The 17533-nt window shown below is 50.5% G+C and carries 16 protein-coding genes; 9 read left to right on the forward strand and 7 right to left on the reverse strand.

The features are described from left to right. The first annotated feature begins 2 nt into the window (after positions 1-2). Positions 3-1136 (forward strand): succinyl-diaminopimelate desuccinylase, encoded by a 1134-nt coding sequence (dapE, locus tag ACJJIY_RS20920; protein ID WP_444896529.1) that lies wholly within the window; start codon positions 3-5, stop codon positions 1134-1136. 70 nt (positions 1137-1206) lie between these two features. On the opposite strand, the gene ACJJIY_RS20925 is transcribed toward dapE, so the two are convergent. Then, positions 1207-1350: a hypothetical protein gene (locus tag ACJJIY_RS20925; protein ID WP_413662825.1), complete on the reverse strand. Its 144-nt coding sequence runs from the start codon at positions 1348-1350 to the stop codon at positions 1207-1209. A 157-nt stretch (positions 1351-1507) separates the two neighbouring features. On the opposite strand from ACJJIY_RS20925, the gene ACJJIY_RS20930 reads away from it, so the two are divergent. The 5 genes from ACJJIY_RS20930 to ACJJIY_RS20950 all read left to right on the forward strand — a co-directional run bounded on the left by ACJJIY_RS20930 (position 1508) and on the right by ACJJIY_RS20950 (position 9950). After that, positions 1508-2239, forward strand: coding sequence for a cupin domain-containing protein (locus ACJJIY_RS20930; protein ID WP_444896528.1), 732 nt, complete (start codon positions 1508-1510; stop codon positions 2237-2239). A gap of 19 nt (positions 2240-2258) precedes the next feature. Further along, on the forward strand, positions 2259-3125 hold the full coding sequence (locus ACJJIY_RS20935) for an SDR family oxidoreductase (protein ID WP_444896527.1): 867 nt from the start codon (positions 2259-2261) through the stop codon (positions 3123-3125). 463 nt (positions 3126-3588) lie between these two features. Further along, entirely contained in the window at positions 3589-5664 is a 2076-nt protein-coding gene (locus ACJJIY_RS20940; protein WP_445358747.1) for a S9 family peptidase, read from the forward strand. Positions 5665-5830: 166 nt separating this feature from the next. Next, positions 5831-7885: an alpha/beta hydrolase family protein gene (locus tag ACJJIY_RS20945; RefSeq protein ID WP_445358748.1), complete on the forward strand. Its 2055-nt coding sequence runs from the start codon at positions 5831-5833 to the stop codon at positions 7883-7885. A gap of 109 nt (positions 7886-7994) precedes the next feature. Then, positions 7995-9950, forward strand: coding sequence for an alpha/beta hydrolase family protein (locus ACJJIY_RS20950; RefSeq protein ID WP_445358749.1), 1956 nt, complete (start codon positions 7995-7997; stop codon positions 9948-9950). Positions 9951-10031: 81 nt separating this feature from the next. On the opposite strand, the gene ACJJIY_RS20955 is transcribed toward ACJJIY_RS20950, so the two are convergent. The 4 genes from ACJJIY_RS20955 to ACJJIY_RS20970 all read right to left on the reverse strand — a co-directional run bounded on the left by ACJJIY_RS20955 (position 10032) and on the right by ACJJIY_RS20970 (position 12364). Beyond that, positions 10032-10493: a Spy/CpxP family protein refolding chaperone gene (locus ACJJIY_RS20955; RefSeq protein WP_444914382.1), complete on the reverse strand. Its 462-nt coding sequence runs from the start codon at positions 10491-10493 to the stop codon at positions 10032-10034. Positions 10494-10759: 266 nt separating this feature from the next. Beyond that, positions 10760-11128 carry a hypothetical protein gene (locus ACJJIY_RS20960; protein ID WP_445358750.1) on the reverse strand — a complete coding sequence of 123 codons (369 nt, stop codon included), beginning with the start codon at positions 11126-11128 and terminating at the stop codon, positions 10760-10762. A gap of 6 nt (positions 11129-11134) precedes the next feature. Continuing rightward, positions 11135-11677 carry a flavodoxin gene (locus ACJJIY_RS20965; RefSeq protein WP_445358751.1) on the reverse strand — a complete coding sequence of 181 codons (543 nt, stop codon included), beginning with the start codon at positions 11675-11677 and terminating at the stop codon, positions 11135-11137. 231 nt (positions 11678-11908) lie between these two features. Then, positions 11909-12364 carry a Spy/CpxP family protein refolding chaperone gene (locus ACJJIY_RS20970; RefSeq protein ID WP_445358752.1) on the reverse strand — a complete coding sequence of 152 codons (456 nt, stop codon included), beginning with the start codon at positions 12362-12364 and terminating at the stop codon, positions 11909-11911. Positions 12365-12532: 168 nt separating this feature from the next. Between ACJJIY_RS20970 and ACJJIY_RS20975 the strand changes: the two genes are divergently transcribed. The 3 genes from ACJJIY_RS20975 to ACJJIY_RS20985 all read left to right on the forward strand — a co-directional run bounded on the left by ACJJIY_RS20975 (position 12533) and on the right by ACJJIY_RS20985 (position 15390). After that, positions 12533-13237 carry a response regulator gene (locus ACJJIY_RS20975; protein ID WP_445358753.1) on the forward strand — a complete coding sequence of 235 codons (705 nt, stop codon included), beginning with the start codon at positions 12533-12535 and terminating at the stop codon, positions 13235-13237. Positions 13238-13247: 10 nt separating this feature from the next. After that, a complete protein-coding gene (locus ACJJIY_RS20980) occupies positions 13248-14624 on the forward strand; it encodes an ATP-binding protein (RefSeq protein WP_444914385.1) in 1377 nt (458 codons plus the stop codon). Positions 14625-14712: 88 nt separating this feature from the next. Then, a complete protein-coding gene (locus ACJJIY_RS20985) occupies positions 14713-15390 on the forward strand; it encodes an SRPBCC family protein (protein WP_444925562.1) in 678 nt (225 codons plus the stop codon). A 67-nt stretch (positions 15391-15457) separates the two neighbouring features. Here ACJJIY_RS20985 and rluB read toward each other — a convergent pair whose 3' ends face one another. Both rluB and scpB read right to left on the reverse strand, forming a co-directional pair. Further along, positions 15458-16324: a 23S rRNA pseudouridine(2605) synthase RluB gene (gene rluB, locus ACJJIY_RS20990; protein WP_444907630.1), complete on the reverse strand. Its 867-nt coding sequence runs from the start codon at positions 16322-16324 to the stop codon at positions 15458-15460. Continuing rightward, on the reverse strand, positions 16321-17526 hold the full coding sequence (gene scpB, locus ACJJIY_RS20995; RefSeq protein ID WP_445358754.1) for an SMC-Scp complex subunit ScpB: 1206 nt from the start codon (positions 17524-17526) through the stop codon (positions 16321-16323). Before scpB ends, rluB begins: the two co-directional genes overlap by 4 nt. Between the last annotated feature and the right edge of the window lie 7 nt (positions 17527-17533).

Here is a 17533-nt window from a genome sequence, read left to right on the forward strand (position 1 = left end):
AAGTGACTCCCACCCTCCAACTCGCTTTCGACCTGATTCGCCGCCGCTCTGTTACCCCAGAAGATGCGGGGTGTATGGACCTTATGATCCAGCGCCTGGAAAAAATAGGATTCCAGGTAACAAAATTGCGCAGAGACGACACCGATAATTTTTGGGCTGTACGCGATGGCTCTAGTGAAGGCTCCCTACTCGCCTTTGCCGGACACACCGATGTGGTACCCACAGGCCCAGAAGAAAACTGGAGCTGCCCGCCCTTCGAGCCTGAAATTCGCGACGGTTTTCTATATGGCCGCGGTGCGGCGGACATGAAGGGTTCCCTGGCAGCCATGGTGGTTGCCTGTGAGGAGTTCGTTGCGGCACACCCAGACCACAGTGGTCGCATAGCATTTCTGATCACCAGCGACGAAGAGGGCCCCGCAACAAACGGCACCGTTAAGGTTGTCGAGTGGCTCGAGGAGCAGAGAGAAAAGATTGACTGCTGTATCGTCGGCGAGCCATCCAGTAGTGAGCGGGTTGGCGATATCATCAAAAATGGGCGCAGGGGCTCACTCGGTCTGGAACTAAAAGTTCTCGGCACCCAGGGCCATGTAGCCTACCCTCACCTGGCCGAGAACCCGATACATACCCTGGCCCCTGCTCTCGCTGAACTCGCTGCCGAAGAGTGGGACCTGGGGAATGAATTCTTCCCCGCAACCAGCTTCCAGGTTTCCAATATCAATGGCGGCACCGGTGCAACCAATGTTATTCCCGGCGAAGTGGATTTACTCTGCAATTGGCGTTTTTCCACTGAATTAACCGCCGAAGATCTTGAGACCCGGGCCCGCGCAATCCTGGATAAGCACAACCTCAAGTATGAAGCGAACTATAAATTATCCGGATTGCCTTTTCTCACTGCCGCAGGCCCACTGGTTCAGGCAACCCAGCAGGCAATTCTCACCATCACCGGGGAAAAAACGGAGCTATCGACCGCCGGCGGCACTTCCGATGGCCGCTTTATTGCCCCTACCGGAGCCCAGGTCGTAGAACTGGGACCAGTAAATGCCACTATCCATAAAGTGGACGAAAGGGTTGAGGCCGACCACTTGGATATCCTTAAAGATATTTATCGGGAAGTCTTAAAAGAGTTACTCACTTAAATTAATCCGACTCAACCTAGAGGCTCATAAGGGCGAAAGCTCAAAGTATTCTTTTGAGAGGCCCCGGCTTTCATGGCTGGGGCAGTAAAACTCCAGTAGGTTTATCTTGCCAAAAACTGGCTACCTCTTGAATATTACTATTCAGCGTATTTGCCAACTCTGCCAATACAACATCCCATTGCTCCAGACCGTGCAGGGTGGCTCGGGCCGACACAATTTATCGAGAGCAACATCTATCGCCAAGTTGGATTAGACTACTAAATGAGTTGCGGCAGAGATACTTAGTGAATCGCGCCGACGACCACCAACCGCTCACTGATTCTCGAGTCGCGCGGCTCCTGCCACCAACTCGAGCCCTCGAGAAAGACGCCATGAAAAGCGTAATCAAGTTGGACCCGCACAACCCAAGTGGCGAAGGCCTTGAGTCCTGGGCTGTCATCCCTCCCTCTTTTCTTACCGGCCCGACACCTATCCAGCGAGGGTATAAAGCCTTTGAGCGCAACGGCCTCTGCACTGGGACCTGGGATTGCTCTGGCGGAAGCAGCACAGGGCTCAATCCCTATCCACTCTTTGAGTTCATGCTTCTGATCGAGGGCCACGTCGGCATTATCGACGAAACAGGACACAAAGAAGTTATCTCTGCTGGAGAGCCGTTTTTCCTCCCGCAAGGCCTTAATTGCGCATGGGACATGCCGGTATACTACCGCAAGTACTTTATCAATTTATTCAATGATGAGTATCCTGCAGAGACTGATCCGTCTAAGCTGAGAGTCGTGCGCCCGCTTCCAAACATTTCAGAAGACGACTGCAAAGAGACCAGTCTCAGCACTCTAGAGCCACACCAAGCCCGGCATCTGGCATACGAGTCTGGTGATGGCAGGATCCAGGTCGGCACATTAATATCCGGCCCTTGTCGTTGCGATATCACAGATTTCAGTCGGAGCGAGCTGATATGTATGCTGGAGGGGTCGGTACGGGTCACAACGTCAAACGGCGAGGAGGCCTTCCACGCCGGCGACAGCTTCTTCGCACCATTGAATGCCCCGGTAGGGTGGCACGCCGACAAACCTTTTCGCGCATTCTTTTGCGCAGTCTGGCCCTGAGCATCAATGGATCACATCGATGACTGTCCTCATCTTTGGCGGCTCAGGAAACGTCGGCCGGGCCCTCATTCCGATCTTATATGCGAGTGGAGCAAAGATCCGGGTCGCCACACGATCGACTGCCTATGCCGCAAGTCTCCCCGATGATATTGATACAGTCATTGCCGATATGGACGATCCTTCCACCCTGAGGTCCGCATTTAAGGGAGTTGAGAGTGTCTTTCTTCTCATCGCAAATAGTCCCAAGGAGACTCATCAAGGCCTCTCCACACTGGCGATCGCCGCTGAATCACCCCCCAGGCACATCGTTTATCTATCGAGCGATCTTGCAGTTCGCGCACCGATGATTCCCCATGCGGGTGGAAAATTCGCCATTGAAACAGCGCTGCGAGCAAGTGGGATCGCGCACACGATACTACGGCCCACCTACTTCGCTCAGAATGATCTTGTTCAGAAGGATGTGATCACTGCAGGTGCTTATGCAACGCCGTTGGGGCCCCACCCGGTTGCACGCATCGATACCCGTGATGTTGCGCTCGCAGCAGCTACAGCACTCTTAGACATAAGGGCGAAGAACGAAGTATTTCTTTTGTCGAGTTTGGATGCCCCTAACGGCAATGAAACCGCTGCACTCTGGTCCATAGCACTTGGTCGCGCCGTCATCTACCCTGACCTAACGCCGGAAGACTTTGCCAACAGCATCGAAACCATGGTGCCTCCGTGGCTGAATTTCGATCTTCTGGTCATGCATCGCTGGTTCAAAACAAACGGCCACCCAATCCATCAGGAAGATCTCGAGGCTCAAGCCGCACTTTTGCCGCAAGGTCCGCGAAGCTATCGAAGTTTCGTAGAGGAAACGGCCAACACATGGCAGAGTGAAACCTAAAGCCACCAAGTACCGTAGCTCACCTCCTTTTCAATACAGCCGCTATTATCGTAGGGGTAGGTCGCCCTTTGTGCCATTAGCCCAATACACACCCAGATCCCATTAGTACCGTGCCCACCAGAATTGTGGTTACCGAATTAGAACCCGAAAAACTACTATTCGCACAGTGTGACGAAATGGTTGGGGTCGACCAGTTTGATACTCTCAAAGATATTTATCGGAAAGTACTAACAGAGCTACCATTTCGATTAACTTGGCTTAGTTTGCGGGCTCAAAAAAGGAGAAAGTATAAAGTTTGCTTTTGACTTGCCCCAACTTTCCTCACTGGGAAAGTAAAACACCAAAAGGTTTATACGCCAAATAAACTGACTATTCTCTCAATACTGCATTTCAGCGTATTTATCCCTTCTGGCACAATCCCTTCGATATGCTGAATCCAACAATAAAAAGGAGCTCACGGACCATGGATAGGTTTATAACGTTTATCGCTGCGGCAGTTATAGCAAGCCCGGCATTTTCCACCCACGCAAATACAAATGAACATTCACCCAATTTTAGCTACGAGGATATTTTCGACCTGGAGTACGCCAGCGACCCACAGTTTGGCACTAACGATAAAAATATTTATTACGTACGCAACTCCCTGAACAAAATGGCAGATACCACAAGGGCAAACCTCTGGTATATCAGCGATGATGGCAAAGATCATCGCCCCCTAACTTCAGGAGATTTTCACGACCTCTCGCTACATCTATCTCCAGATGGAAAAACCATTGCCTTTATCAGCGACAGGAGTGGAAAGCCCCAGATACATTTGTTGTGGCTGGACAATGGTAAAAGTGAGCAAATTTCCCATCTACCCAAAGCCCCATCAAATATCCAGTGGTCCCACGATGGTCAGCATATAGCCTTCACCATGTTCGTGCCCGAGAACAAACCGCTGCCAGTGGAGCTTCCCACACCACCAGAAGGGGGCGAGTGGGAGGAAACACCTCAGTTTATCGACAAGAGCTTGTATCGCATTGAGGGCCAGGGATACTTAGAGCAGGGTAATTCACAGGTTTTCATGATTTCCCGTGAAGGAGGCACTCCCCGTCAGCTCACTAGTGGGGACTACGAGCACAACAGCCAACTCAGCTGGGGCAAAAATAATAAGGCCATTTACTTTTCAGCAAATCGCCACCCAAATCATGAAATTGAACTGCTGGATTCAGAAATTTACAAGGTAAATATCAACGATGGAAATATTGAGCAAGTAACCGAGAGATTTGGCCCCGATTTTCAACCTCAAATCTCACCCGACGGAAGAAAGCTGGCATATTTAGGCTATGAAGATCAGCGGTTTTCCTACCACCAAAACACTTTGCGAGTGATCGACCTCGCTAGTGGAAAAAACCAGCTAATAAAAACTGCCAGCGATCGTAGCGTTTCCGATTTTCAGTGGCTCGCTGACAGTAAGCGTATTGCTTACAGCTATGACGATCATGGCTCAACCAAAATTGCCATTAAGAAAATTGGCGGAAAGGAAACCTTGATAGCGGATGACGCCGGTGGACTGACACTAGGCGCGCCCTATAGTTTTTCAGATTTTGCTGTCTCCAAACGTGGAAACGTAGTTTATACACAAACCACACCTCAAGTTCCCGCAGAACTTGCAATTTCTCGTGGCGGCAAGATAAAAATTCTCACGGCGATCAACAGTGATTTGATACCTCTACGCAATATGGCCCATGTGGAAGAGATCAACTATAAATCCAGCTTCGATGGTCGCAATATCCAAGGCTGGATAGTCTACCCCCCAAATTTCGACCCCCAAAATAAATACCCCCTGTTACTTGAGATTCACGGTGGCCCACTATCTAACTACGGCCCGCGCTTTTCTGCCGAAATGCAACTATTTGCCGCCGCAGGCTATGTCGTGCTCTACACTAACCCTCGCGGCTCTACCAGCTACGGCAATGAGTTTGCCAACCTGATCCATCACAACTTCCCTAGCCAGGATTACGATGACCTAATGGCAGGTGTCGATGCAGTTATCGCCCAAGGCTATATCGATGAGGATCAATTATTTGTCACAGGTGGGAGTGCCGGCGGCACACTGACAGCCTGGATTATCGGTAAAACTGAACGATTTAGGGCTGCGGTAGTTGTCGCACCGGTAATCAATTGGGAGAGCTTTGTTCTAACTGCCGACTACTCCAAAATATTTACTCGCTACTGGTTTTCCGGGATGCCTTGGGAGGCCCCCGAGGAGTATCGACGCCGCTCTCCACTCACATATATTGGCAATGTCACTACACCGACCATGCTGTTGACTGGAGAAAACAATTATCGTACCCCAATATCTGAGACCGAACAGTTTTACCAAGCACTAAAGTTAAATGATGTAGAGGCAGCTATGGTGCGCCTTCCAAACACATCCCATAACTTTTCCGATAGACCCAGCAAGAGAATCTCTAAAGTAGCTTCGACCCTCTACTGGTTCGATCAACACAAACCCGATAGAGAAAATGAAAGCGAGGACTTGGCAACCAACTAATTCAAAATTTTACAGGTATATTCGGCCAAATAACGGAGTAGCAGGTCAGCCACCCTGTTGCTCCATCACAGATTATCCCGTCGAGCACACCAGTCAACGGATCACTCCCTTTGTCCCCCCTTCCTCAGGTATCCTCTAGGAAACAAGAAGGAGGAGCCTAAAGATCATGAACCGGCTAATAAAAATTGTCGCAACGATGTTTATCGCCAGCCCTGCGCTCGCTGATAACCAACTACCCAATTTTAGTTACGAGGATGTATTTAACCTCGAATACGCGAGTAGCCCTCAGTTCAGCAGTGACGGGAAAAGTATTTATTACGTCCGCAACTCAATGAACAAAATGAAAGACGGCAAGCGCGCGAACCTTTGGCGTATCGGTACCGATGGCAAAGATCACCGCCCTCTGACCTCTGGAGACTACTCCGATTACTCCCCACAGCTATCCCCAGACGGGAAGACCATCGCTTTTATCAGCACCCGCAGTGGCAGCCCGCAGATCCACCTGCTGTGGTTAGATAATGGCCAGAATCTGCAGATTACTCACCTGCCAAAATCCCCCTCCAATATCCAGTGGTCACGGGATGGTAAGCAAATAGCTTTCACTATGTTCGTACCGGAAAGCAAACCTCTGCCAGTAAAGCTCCCCAGTGCCCCGGAAGGCGCAGAGTGGGCTAAGCCACCACAGTTTATCGACAGCAGCATTTATCGTTCAGATGGCATGGGCTATTTAAAGCAGGGGCATATACAGGTTTTTGTGATCCCTCGAGAGGGCGGTACCCCTCGCCAACTTACCGAAGGCGAGTACGATCACCACAGCAGTCTCGCCTGGAGTAAAAATAACGATGCAATTTACTTCTCAGCCAATCGTCATCCCGATCACGAAATCGAGCTGATGAACTCGGAAATTTACAAGGTGAGCCTACAAAACGGCAGTATCGAGCAAATTACCGAACGTTATGGTCCCGACCTTCACCCGCAGATGTCTCCAGATGGTACGAAGCTGGCCTATTTAGGCTTTGAGGATCAAAAGCTCGGATACCAACAACATACTCTGCGCGTCCTGGATCTCAATAGCGGGAAGTCCCGTAAAATAAAAACTGCCAAGGATCGCAGCATCTCCAACTTCCACTGGCTGGGCGATAGCAAGCGAATTGCCTATAGCTACGACGATCACGGCTCCACCAAAATTGCCATCAAGAAAATTGGTTCCAGCGAAACCCTAATGGCCAGCGACGCTGGAGGCCTTTCACTGGGACGCCCATACTCCAGTGCCAATTTTGCAGTCTCCAAACGCGGGGACATCGCCTACACACAAACGACCCCTCAGAATCCCGCCGAACTGGCTCTAGCGCGCAACGGCAAAACCCAGGCACTCACCGAGCTCAATGGCGACCTGATGCCACTGCGCGAGATGGCAAATATTGAGGAGATCAACTACAAATCGAGCTTTGATGGCCGAGATGTTCAGGGCTGGGTCGCTTACCCACCCAATTTCGACCCCGAGAAGAAGTATCCCCTTCTATTGGAAATTCACGGTGGTCCCTTCTCTAATTACGGCCCCAGATTTGCCGCCGAAGTCCAGTTATTTGCCGCTGCTGGTTATGTTGTTCTGTACACTAACCCCCGTGGCTCCACCAGCTACGGCCATGAATTTGCCAACTTAATTCACCATAACTACCCGAGCCAGGATTACGACGACCTGATCTCTGGCGTCGACGCTGTAATTTCTCAAGGTTATATTGATGAAGAGCAGTTATTTGTTACTGGTGGCAGTGGCGGAGGCACGTTGACAGCCTGGATCATTGGTAAAACTGACCGTTTTAGGGCCGCTGTTGTCGCCAAGCCTGTCATCAACTGGGAAAGCTTTGTCTTAACTGCCGATTATTCCAGATTCTTTACCAGCTATTGGTTTTCAGGGATGCCCTGGGAGAAACCTGAGGAATACCGCCGTCGCTCACCGCTCACCTATGTCGGAAACGTTACTACTCCCACTATGCTCTTAACCGGGGAAGAGGACTACCGCACACCGATGTCAGAAACAGAACAGTTTTATCAAGCACTAAAACTTAATAACGTTGACGCTGCCATGGTTCGCATTCCGGGGGCATCCCACAGTATCGCTGCCAGGCCAAGTCAGTTAGTGGCAAAGGTTGCCTCTATTCTTTATTGGTTTAGTCAATATAAATCTGAACGAGAGAGTGAAGACTTAGTAAGTAATTAGAACTTTTGCACCACTTGAGCAAATTTTCCATGCGGGCTGATAGAGCCCGCCCTTTTTCCCCTGCCCCATCTAACGCATAATTTGTAGCGCAAATTAGAAGGATGAAATTATGCGTAAAATTCTATTTTTATTTTTTCTTTGGCCTACTTTAGTTTTCTCAAGTCAGGTACCACTAGAAAGTCTTATACGACATGCAGATATTGAAGAAGTAAAAATATCTCCAACAGGTTCACATCTTGCAATAAGGAAATTACATGAGGGTGAGCGAGTACTAGTTTTTATGTCTATAACCCCCCTAGAGTTCACCGGCTTTTTACGCTTCAGAGGCAAAGAAGAAGTTGGCAACTTCTACTGGGCAAATAACGAAAGAGTTGTCGCCGAAGTAATGTCACGAAAGGCAGCTTTAGAGGCCCCTGTCAATTATGGATCTCTATATGCTATTAATTACGACGGATCAAAAGGGAAAAATATTTTTGGGCACCTTGCCGGCGAGCGCCAAACTGGAACCCGATTCAAAAAGGCTGTGTCAACCTATGCACATGCAACTATTATCGACCCCCTCCCTGAAAAGAAAAAGGAAATACTTATATCTACATTCCCTTGGGCAAGGAATCAGGAGTCCAAAGGTGAAGTTATCAGACTTGACATATATACGGGGCTGAAAAAAAGTTCTATCGGGTTACCGCAAATTGAGGGTCGCGCTTACACTGATGGTGCAGGCAACCTTCTCTATGCAGATGGCACAGACAAAAATGGTAACCATCAGCTATTTTTCAGGGAAAAGGGAAAATGGCATAGAGTCAAGAACCCTGCTTTAGATTTAGGTACTCCAGTAGGCTTTGACGCAGAAACTGGTGACTCATACTTAAGTATGAGTCAGAACGCTCAAACAGAAGCCCTGATAAAGTTAAAGCCTGGATCTGAGAACTACTCAACAGTCTTTCAACATGAAAGATCGGACATTGACGATATCATTTATTACCCGAACTCATATAAACCTCTAGGTGTATACCTTCAACCTGATTACCCAACAGAATATTTTTTTGATGAAAGCGATGGTTTTGCTCCATTATTTAGAGGTTTAAAGAAAGCTTTTAATGGATTCCATATAAAATTTACAAGCTTTACTACCGATAGTTCTTTTGGGGTGCTAAAAGTGTATGGTGACCGTTTGCCTGGTGACTACTACCTTGTTAACCTGAAAACCAAGTCGGTTGATTTCTTAGCATCATCAGCTGAGTGGCTACCACCCAAGCAATTAAATCCGATGCTCGCCGACACCTTTACCACCGAAGACGGATTACAAGTTGGGACTTACCTTACCTTTCCTAAAGGCTCGAACAAATCAAATCCAATGGTTGTATTACCTCATGGCGGCCCTCACTCACGTGATTATTGGGGGTATGATCGCAATGCGCAAATTCTGTCTCAAAATGGATATCTTGTACTTCAAGTTAACTTTCGTGGCTCCACTGGTTATGGCCAAGGATTTTATTCAGCAGGACTCAGGGAGTGGGGAGGAAAAATTCAACAAGATATTGCCGACGCCGTTCATTGGGCCATAGAGAAAGGATATGCGGACCCTGAACGAATTTGCATCTATGGCGCTAGCTTTGGGGGTTATTCGGCTCTGATGAATCCTATCCGCAACCCTGATTTATACCAATGTGCTGTAGGTTATGTAGGCGTATACGATTTGGAGATGATGTACACAAAAGGGGATATTAAGAGAAGAGATCGCGGCATTTCTTACCTTAAAAAGACACTTAGTAAAGATAAGGACTTTCTAAAAGTCAACTCTCCTGTACACAATGCCGGCAAACTTAATTTGCCAGTTTTCTTGATTCATGGAGAGGAGGACGAGCGAGCCCCTATAGAGCATGCAGAAATGCTAGTAAAGGAATTTAAAAAAGAAAACAAACCGATTAAAACTCTATTTGTAAAAAAAGAAGGACACGGCTTTTATACCGAAGAAAATAGAATGAAGCTCTATACAGAACTATTAGAATTCCTGGATCAACATATTGGTATTGGAGCTAGCGAAAAACAGTCTAACGAAGGGTAAAGAATACAATTAAAATGTAGCCCCAGTAAATTAGGGGCTACATATTTTCAATTGTTCAGTCACCTCAAGCAGACTACCCACTCAACCATGATCGCGATATGCCTTCCACTTCTTCATATGACGATCCTTTTTTTCAGCCTTCAGGGTTTCCAGCTTGGCGAGCTGCTCATCTGTTAATACAGACTCAAATTGAGTACGCATCTGGTTGCGGCTCTGCATTTTAGCGACTTCCAGTTTGCCAATCTCCGCCCCCAGGCTTGCCAGTGTTTGCTGATCGGCACCGGAACGAATTGCTTCACGCAACTCTTCATACGCTTTGTGCATTTCTTCGCGCTTAGCTATTTTTCCTTCACGGTTGGACTCGCGAAGCTCCTTCAGTTGATCCTTTTGAGCTTCCGTCAGGTCCAGCTCTTTAGCAATTTTTTCTGGTCCATGGCCGCGACCTTCCATACGTCCTTTACCATCACATGCCATGCCGACGGCTGGTACTGCTACAACGCCAGCCAAAGCCAAACTACCTACTACAGTTTTCCAGTTTTTCATCGTTCAACCCTCTCGTTTGCATTCAGTAAGTACATAGTAAGTGGGCGCCGTGTAAACGGGGGATAACTGTGGTAAACCTTTGTTAAGAACTCACAACAAGCGCTTTTTATAATAAATACAGTTTACAAAATGCACCGACTGTAAAAAAATTTTCAAATTAATGGTTGTGAAGGGAAATAAAAGAGAGGGATAGAATTTAAGTTAGAAATTTAATCCGGAAGTTATACAGGCCTGATTAGCATAACTTCCACAACATCAAAATGTTTTTAATGGAGAGCGGCTGAGGAGGGATTTTGTTTCGTATCCGCATCTTCCAGTGAGTGAGTCAGAACAAAGTAATAAACAACCTGCTCGCGCCCCTGGACTTCTGCTATCAGGTCAAAGTTGTACTCCCCCCGCTCCCCGGGAGAAATACGCACAGCGGCTATATGTTCAGACTCAATAAACAGCTCGGCGACGGGTCGTTTACCGCGCATTACCTGGACCAACTTGGTGCGGGCATCTTCAGCGGTGAAGCGCCAGTGGTAGTCATCATCATCGTATACTACCGAATCACTACTTCCGGCCCTGACGATGCAATTTGTATGCTCTGCCAGCCAGGGCCAAAACTCGCTGAACAACAGGGAGTTCTTCATAACGAATCAGTCATCCAGCTCAATAACATCACTGTCAAGCGCAAGCTCTTCAGCTATTTGCCGACACCAGCGATTCAGCCGCTCTGTGGTCATCTCTTCCTGCTGGTCTTCATCAATAGCCAGGCCGACAAACCTTGCTTCACCTTCGACTTCAGCTTTTGAGGCTTCATACTCGTAGCCTTCAGTGGACCAGTGACCGACTATAGTGGCTCCTTTTTCCACAATAACATCGTGGAGCATGCCCATCGCATCCAAGAAATAGTCGCCGTACCCAAATTGGTCTCCCAGGCCAAATAAAGCGACGGTCTTTCCGCTAAAATCGATTTCCTGCACATCCTCCCAGAACTCTTCCCAGTCAGATTGAATCTGACCAAAATCCCAGGTAGGGATTCCAAAGATAAGATACTGATAATTAGCAATATCCAACTGGGTGACATCGGCAATATCAAACAGGTCTACATTGTCTTCGCCAAGGCGGGCGCCGATGCGCAAAGCTACAGACTCGGTATTACCCTCATCACTGCCATAGAACAAGCCGATTTTACTCACAGTCAACCCTCTCCGCCCAATCCGGGCCGCTACATACTAAATTACAAGGCGGCGTATTCTCCCAGCAATAACCGGGCTCAGCAAGTTACCTATCTGATCAGGTTTCGGCAGGAATAAAGAAAAATGCCCCCGGGGCAGCGGGGGCTAAGGGTTATGAACCTGCTGGGCCTTGGGGAAGGGTGCACCCAGCGGATCGCACAAGGAGTCTTTGGTTTGGGGGGCCTAGGACTCTTAATCCTGGCTTGCAGAGCTTTCATCGCGCCGTTTCATTTGGCGCGCTTTGCGCTCACTCTTTAGCTGCTCTAGCTTGGCCTTCTGCTCATCAGTCAGAATGGCCTTAAACTGTTCTTTCATTTCGTTGCGGTTCTGCATCTCCTGAAGCTTTAGCTTGCCTAGCTCTTCACCCAATTGATCCAGTGTCGCCTGGTCAGCGCCCGACTCAATCGCCGCATTTAATTCCTTGCGCAGCTCGATCATTTGCTCGCGCTGTGCCATTCTCGCCTCGCGGTTGCTCTCCCGGTTGGCCTTTAACTGTGCCTGCTGGCCTTCGGTCAACTCAAGCTGGCGGACCATATATTCAAATCCGCGCCCCTGACCACCTTCACCACCGCCGAAAGCAAGTGCCGCAGGGGCAACCAGAACACCTACCAAGGCCAAGCTTCCCATTGCTTGTTTCCAGTGTTTCATTCCTACGTCCTCATGTTCGCGTTCAGTGACTACATAGTAAGCCCAGCTTGTGTAAACGGGGGAAAACACCGGTAAACATTTGTTAAGAACGGTAAAAAGCCCTATCGCCAGCGGTAACCAGCGCCAGCGCTTTGCATATAATGGCCACACAGAAACTGAGAGAACGCCATGAGCCGCATCCTTTTAATCGACGATGACACCGAACTCACCGACTTGCTAAGGGAGTACCTTACCGGAGAGGGTTTTCAAGTAACTGCAGCCAATGATGGTGGCCGGGGACTAGAGCTCGCTCAGAGCGAGAGCTTTGACGCTCTGGTTCTGGACGTCATGCTGCCCGTTCATAATGGCTTTGAAGTACTGCGCAAACTTAGGGAGGAGGCTTCAACAGCAAGCCGCTCCCTACCGGTTTTGATGCTTACTGCAAAAGGGGACACTGTGGATCGTATCGTCGGCCTGGAAATGGGTGCCGACGACTACCTGCCCAAACCCTGCAATCCCAGGGAATTGGCGGCCCGACTGCGCGCAGTACTCCGCCGCGGCCGAGTCGAAGCTGAAGAGAGCGACGACACTCTTAGCAGCGGCCAGATTCGACTACTGCCTGCAGAGCATCAGGGTTATTGGAACGATCAGGCATTGGCTCTGACCGGCGCAGAGTTCGCCGTGCTCAAGGTACTGGTTCAGCATGCCGGCGAAGTGGTTGGCAAAGAGGTTCTCACTGAAAGTGCCCTTGGCCGTAAGCTGATGCCCTACGACCGCTCCATCGATGTCCATGTCAGTAACATTCGCAAGAAGCTCGCGGATAAAGGTGCCAGCCGCGACCTAATTATCAATATCCGAGGTGCCGGATATATGCTCACCCAGAGCAAGCAATAGGTTTTCCACGATGCGCAGTCTCTTCTGGAAAATGTTCTTTGGGGCCTGGATCACCGCCATGGTGATGGTTGTAGCCGCCATTTACATTACCCACTTCGGTGAATTCGGCGATCCCCGACAAGAGGAACGCTGGGAGGGCCCCGCCCTATTTCGCGAGGTCATGCGAAATATGCGAATCGCCCGCCGTCACGGTCCCGAACAATTCCAGCACTGGCTCGAGAAAGCCCCCAAAAAAGTCAAACGGCGGGTTTATGCGGTTGATCAACAGGGCAACGACATCCTCGGTCGCGAAGTGCCATCAAATATGGGCTCGTTGATCGACAGTCTTGATTACCGCAATCGCGAAGCTCACAAACTGGTAAATAACAAGCCCACTGTAGGCTTCTTCCTACCGCTGCGCACCGGAGACCCCCTGCGGATCGTCGTCGTTGCTGGAGATAGCAAAGAAGGCCTATTGCTGCGCTTCCTGTGGCGCAATTTCTGGCCGATGTTGCTGCTCTCCATGATTGCCTCGGGTCTAGCCTGCTACTGGTTGGCCCGCTACCTGAGCCGTCCACTGGAACAGCTGAGCGCCGCCACCAAGCGCGTCGCTGCCGGCGAACTGGACTACCGCGTGACCCCGTCCCTAAAGTCTCGGAATGATGAACTGACTGACCTGGCCCTGGACTTCGACTCCATGACCGCCCAGCTTCAAGAATCGATGTCCGAGCAGCGCCGCCTGATCAAGGATGTCTCCCACGAACTGCGCTCGCCACTAGCGCGCCTGCAAGTGGCACTGGCCATCGCCCGCCAAAAGCAAATAAACGGGCTCGACACAGAATTGGATAAAATCGGCAAGGCAGCGGACTACCTGGAAGATATTATTGCCGACGTGCTATCACTTCCTATTAGCAGCCAGGAACAGCGCCCCCTGGATGACGTAGTGGAAGTGAATGCCCTGATAAGCGCCCTGGCGGAAGACCTCCACAGTGAGGCTGCCGACAAAGACCTATCATTTGAAATTCGCTCCGAAGGGGAAGAGCTCCTTGTCGCAACCCGGGGCAGCTCCCTGACCGCTGCCCTGGAGAACATCCTGCGCAACGCGATCAAGTACAGTCCCGAGCACGGTCGGGTCAAGGTGTCGATTAAAGAATCCTCAGAATCCTGCACCATCTCAGTCATCGACTCAGGTTCCGGCGTGGCAGATGAGGAATTGGAGGCTATTTTCCGCCCCTTCTACCGCACAGATAGTGCACGCACCCGGGAAAGTGGTGGCTTTGGACTGGGACTCGCTATCGCCCAGCGCACCATCCTGCATCACCAGGGAAGCATCAGTGCCAAAAACAGCCGGGATGCGGGCCTGTGTGTTGAGATTAAGCTCCCCCTGCTACATATTGCCGACGATTAAGCATCGCAGCAGCTAATATAAGCATCTCTACCGCCAGAGTTTTCTGGCGGTTGCTTCCTTGCACCCGCAAATAGCAAAGGAACCCGCTATGCGCTGGATTATTTATATTCTTATTGCCTTGGTAATTCTCGTGCTCGCGGGATACTTATTCCCACGCGAAGTCACTGTTCATCGCAGCGTATTTATCAACAAACCGCCACAAGTGGTTTTTCCCTACGTTAATAATTTCCACAAATTCAACGAGTGGTCCCCATGGCGCCATATCGACCCCTCGGTACTCTATGAGTACAGCGGTCCCCAGGAAGGCGTCGGCGCCAAAATGAGTTGGCGCGGCGAAAACTCCAAAGCCGGAAGCGGTAGCCAAACTATCTTCGCCAGCAAGCGAGATTCTGTAGTCGCCACCAAGCTGGATTTTGGTGATGGCAGCCAGGCCACGGCAGAGTTCCAGCTGGAACCAAAGGATGGCGGCACCCTTCTTACCTGGAACTTCCACAGCGATACCGGCGGTGGTCCCAGAGAACGCTGGATGGGCCTGGCAGTGAAAAAAATGGTGGGAGAGTCTTATGAACAAGGGTTGGAAAAACTTAAAAACCTGGTTGAAACAGCACCGGAAAATAGCACCTCCGACGGAACCTCCACCGATTCAGTTTCAGATATTCCATCCGATGTAGATGATGCAATGGGTGATGGCCCTCAGGGTGTCCCCAGTGAACTGCGAGACCAGAATGAAGAGGAAGCAGGAGAAACACCGGAAAACCAGCAGTAACACTCAGCAATTAAGAGTAGCGATTACTGAAATACAAAAAAGCCCGCAATTTGCGGGCTTTTTCTGTTTAAACCGACTTCGGTCGATTGCGTCGCGCGGCTGGCGCCGGTGACTTGCGCAACTTCCTGCGCTGGCGCTCCAGGTTTTGTTTCTCACCCTGGGTCAATGGGCGCTGGCCCAGCTTCGGCATTCCCGCCGTTACGCAGAGGTCATCGATCTCGCGGGGCTCCATCTCAATCCACTGCCCGACGCGCACATGGGAGGGAATAAAGACGCTGCCGTAGCGCACACGCTTCAAGCGGCTAACTCTAACTCCCTGGGACTCCCACAGACGACGCACCTCGCGGTTGCGGCCCTCCATCACTACGCAGTAGAACCAGCGGTTTTTACCTTCACCACCACTCTCTACGATGTCGGTAAAGCGCGCCGACCCATCATCCAACAACACGCCCTTGAGCAGACGCCGCCTCATTTCCTCATCCACATCACCCTGGATTCGAACCAAGTATTCGCGGTCGATTACCGAGGAGGGATGCATTAATTTATTGGCCAGCTCTCCGCTATTGGTAAACAGCAGCAAACCACTGGTATTGAAATCCAGGCGCCCAACAGAAATCCAGCGGCCGGTTTTCAGTCTCGGCAGGCGATCGTAGACCGTCGGGCGGCCCTCCGGGTCGTGGCGGGAGCATATTTCCCCAACCGGTTTGTTGTAGAGTATTACCCGGCAGCGATTCTGCTCTGCCGAAGGCAGCCGGCTACCATCAAACTCGATATGATCCGCGTCAGTTACGCGCTCGCCGAGCTCCGCCACTTTTCCATTTACGGTTACGCGGCCCGCATCAATTGCGCGCTCCATTTCACGGCGCGAACCGAGGCCGGTGCGCGCTAATACTTTCTGTAATTTCTCGCCTGCTGGCGGGGTACCATCACTCATGGGGTGGTGCTTTCCACTTGTACTACTTCTTTGGAATCTTCATCGACATCAGCATTTGCCTCCACCGACTCCTCGGCGACCTCTTCAGCTGTGTCGTCTTCGGCAAACATACTGCTGGGTGGTAACGTTGCCGTTAGAGAGTCCTCGCTCTCTTCTTCTGCTTGCAGCGATTCAGCGCTGCTTTCCTCATCACTGTGAAGTTCACTCTCTTCACTAAGATCAACATCTATATGCAACTCCAAATCATCTTCAGAGTCTTCTTGCTCCATTTCCCACTGGATCTCTGCTGCCGCAGTTTCCACTGGATCTTCCTCTCCATCCATCTCGGCGGGCACTGCATCGGCATCTACTTCGGTCTCGGTCTCGGTCTCGGTCTCGGTCTCGGTCTCGGTCTCGGTCTCGGTCTCGGTCTCGGTCTCGGTCTCGGTCTCGGTCTCGGTCTCGGTCTCGGCGCCTGATGCTTCAGCAGCAACTTCCTCAGCCAAAGCCTCTACCAGGGCATCGTCTATATCTTCGTGTTCAGCCGCAGGGGCTTCAGTAGAGGATTCTGCCTCGGTGTCTTGCTCTGACTCAGAATCTTCCAAAGCACCATTGTCCACCTCGGACTCTCCCTCCTCGGGAACCGGCTCTGGAGGCAAACCTTCCTGCTCCAGAATCTGGTTCAGACTCTCGATATCGCGGATCTCCGCCAGAGTCGGCAAATCATCCAGGGTGCTCAAATTAAAATAATCGAGAAACTCCCGGGTTGTTGCGTAGAGAGACGGCTTACCGGGCACGTCCCGCTGCCCCACAACTTTAATCCAACCGCGCTCCAGCAGGGTTTTAACAATATGCGAACTCACCGCAACGCCGCGGATATCCTCGATATCACCACGGGTTACCGGCTGTCGATAAGCGATAATGGCCAGGGTCTCCAAGGTTGCACGGGAATACCGTTGCGCCTTTTCCTCCCACAGCCGATTCACCCATGGAGCCAGGTCTTCCGGCACTTGAAAACGCCAACCACTCGCGACTTTCTTCAGTTCAAACCCTCGGTCAGCACAACTCTGGGCGATTTCTTCAAGCACATCTCTCAGGGTAGTCTTGGAGGGTTGCTCTTCCTCGTCCAGCAAAGACAACAGTTTTTCTTCACTGAGAGGCTGGCCAGCGGCCAACAGGGCGCCTTCGACGATTTTGCGCAGTAATTCGGGGGCGATTGTCATCTTCTAT

This window comes from Microbulbifer maximicatervae (SeqCode) (assembly GCF_052468155.1).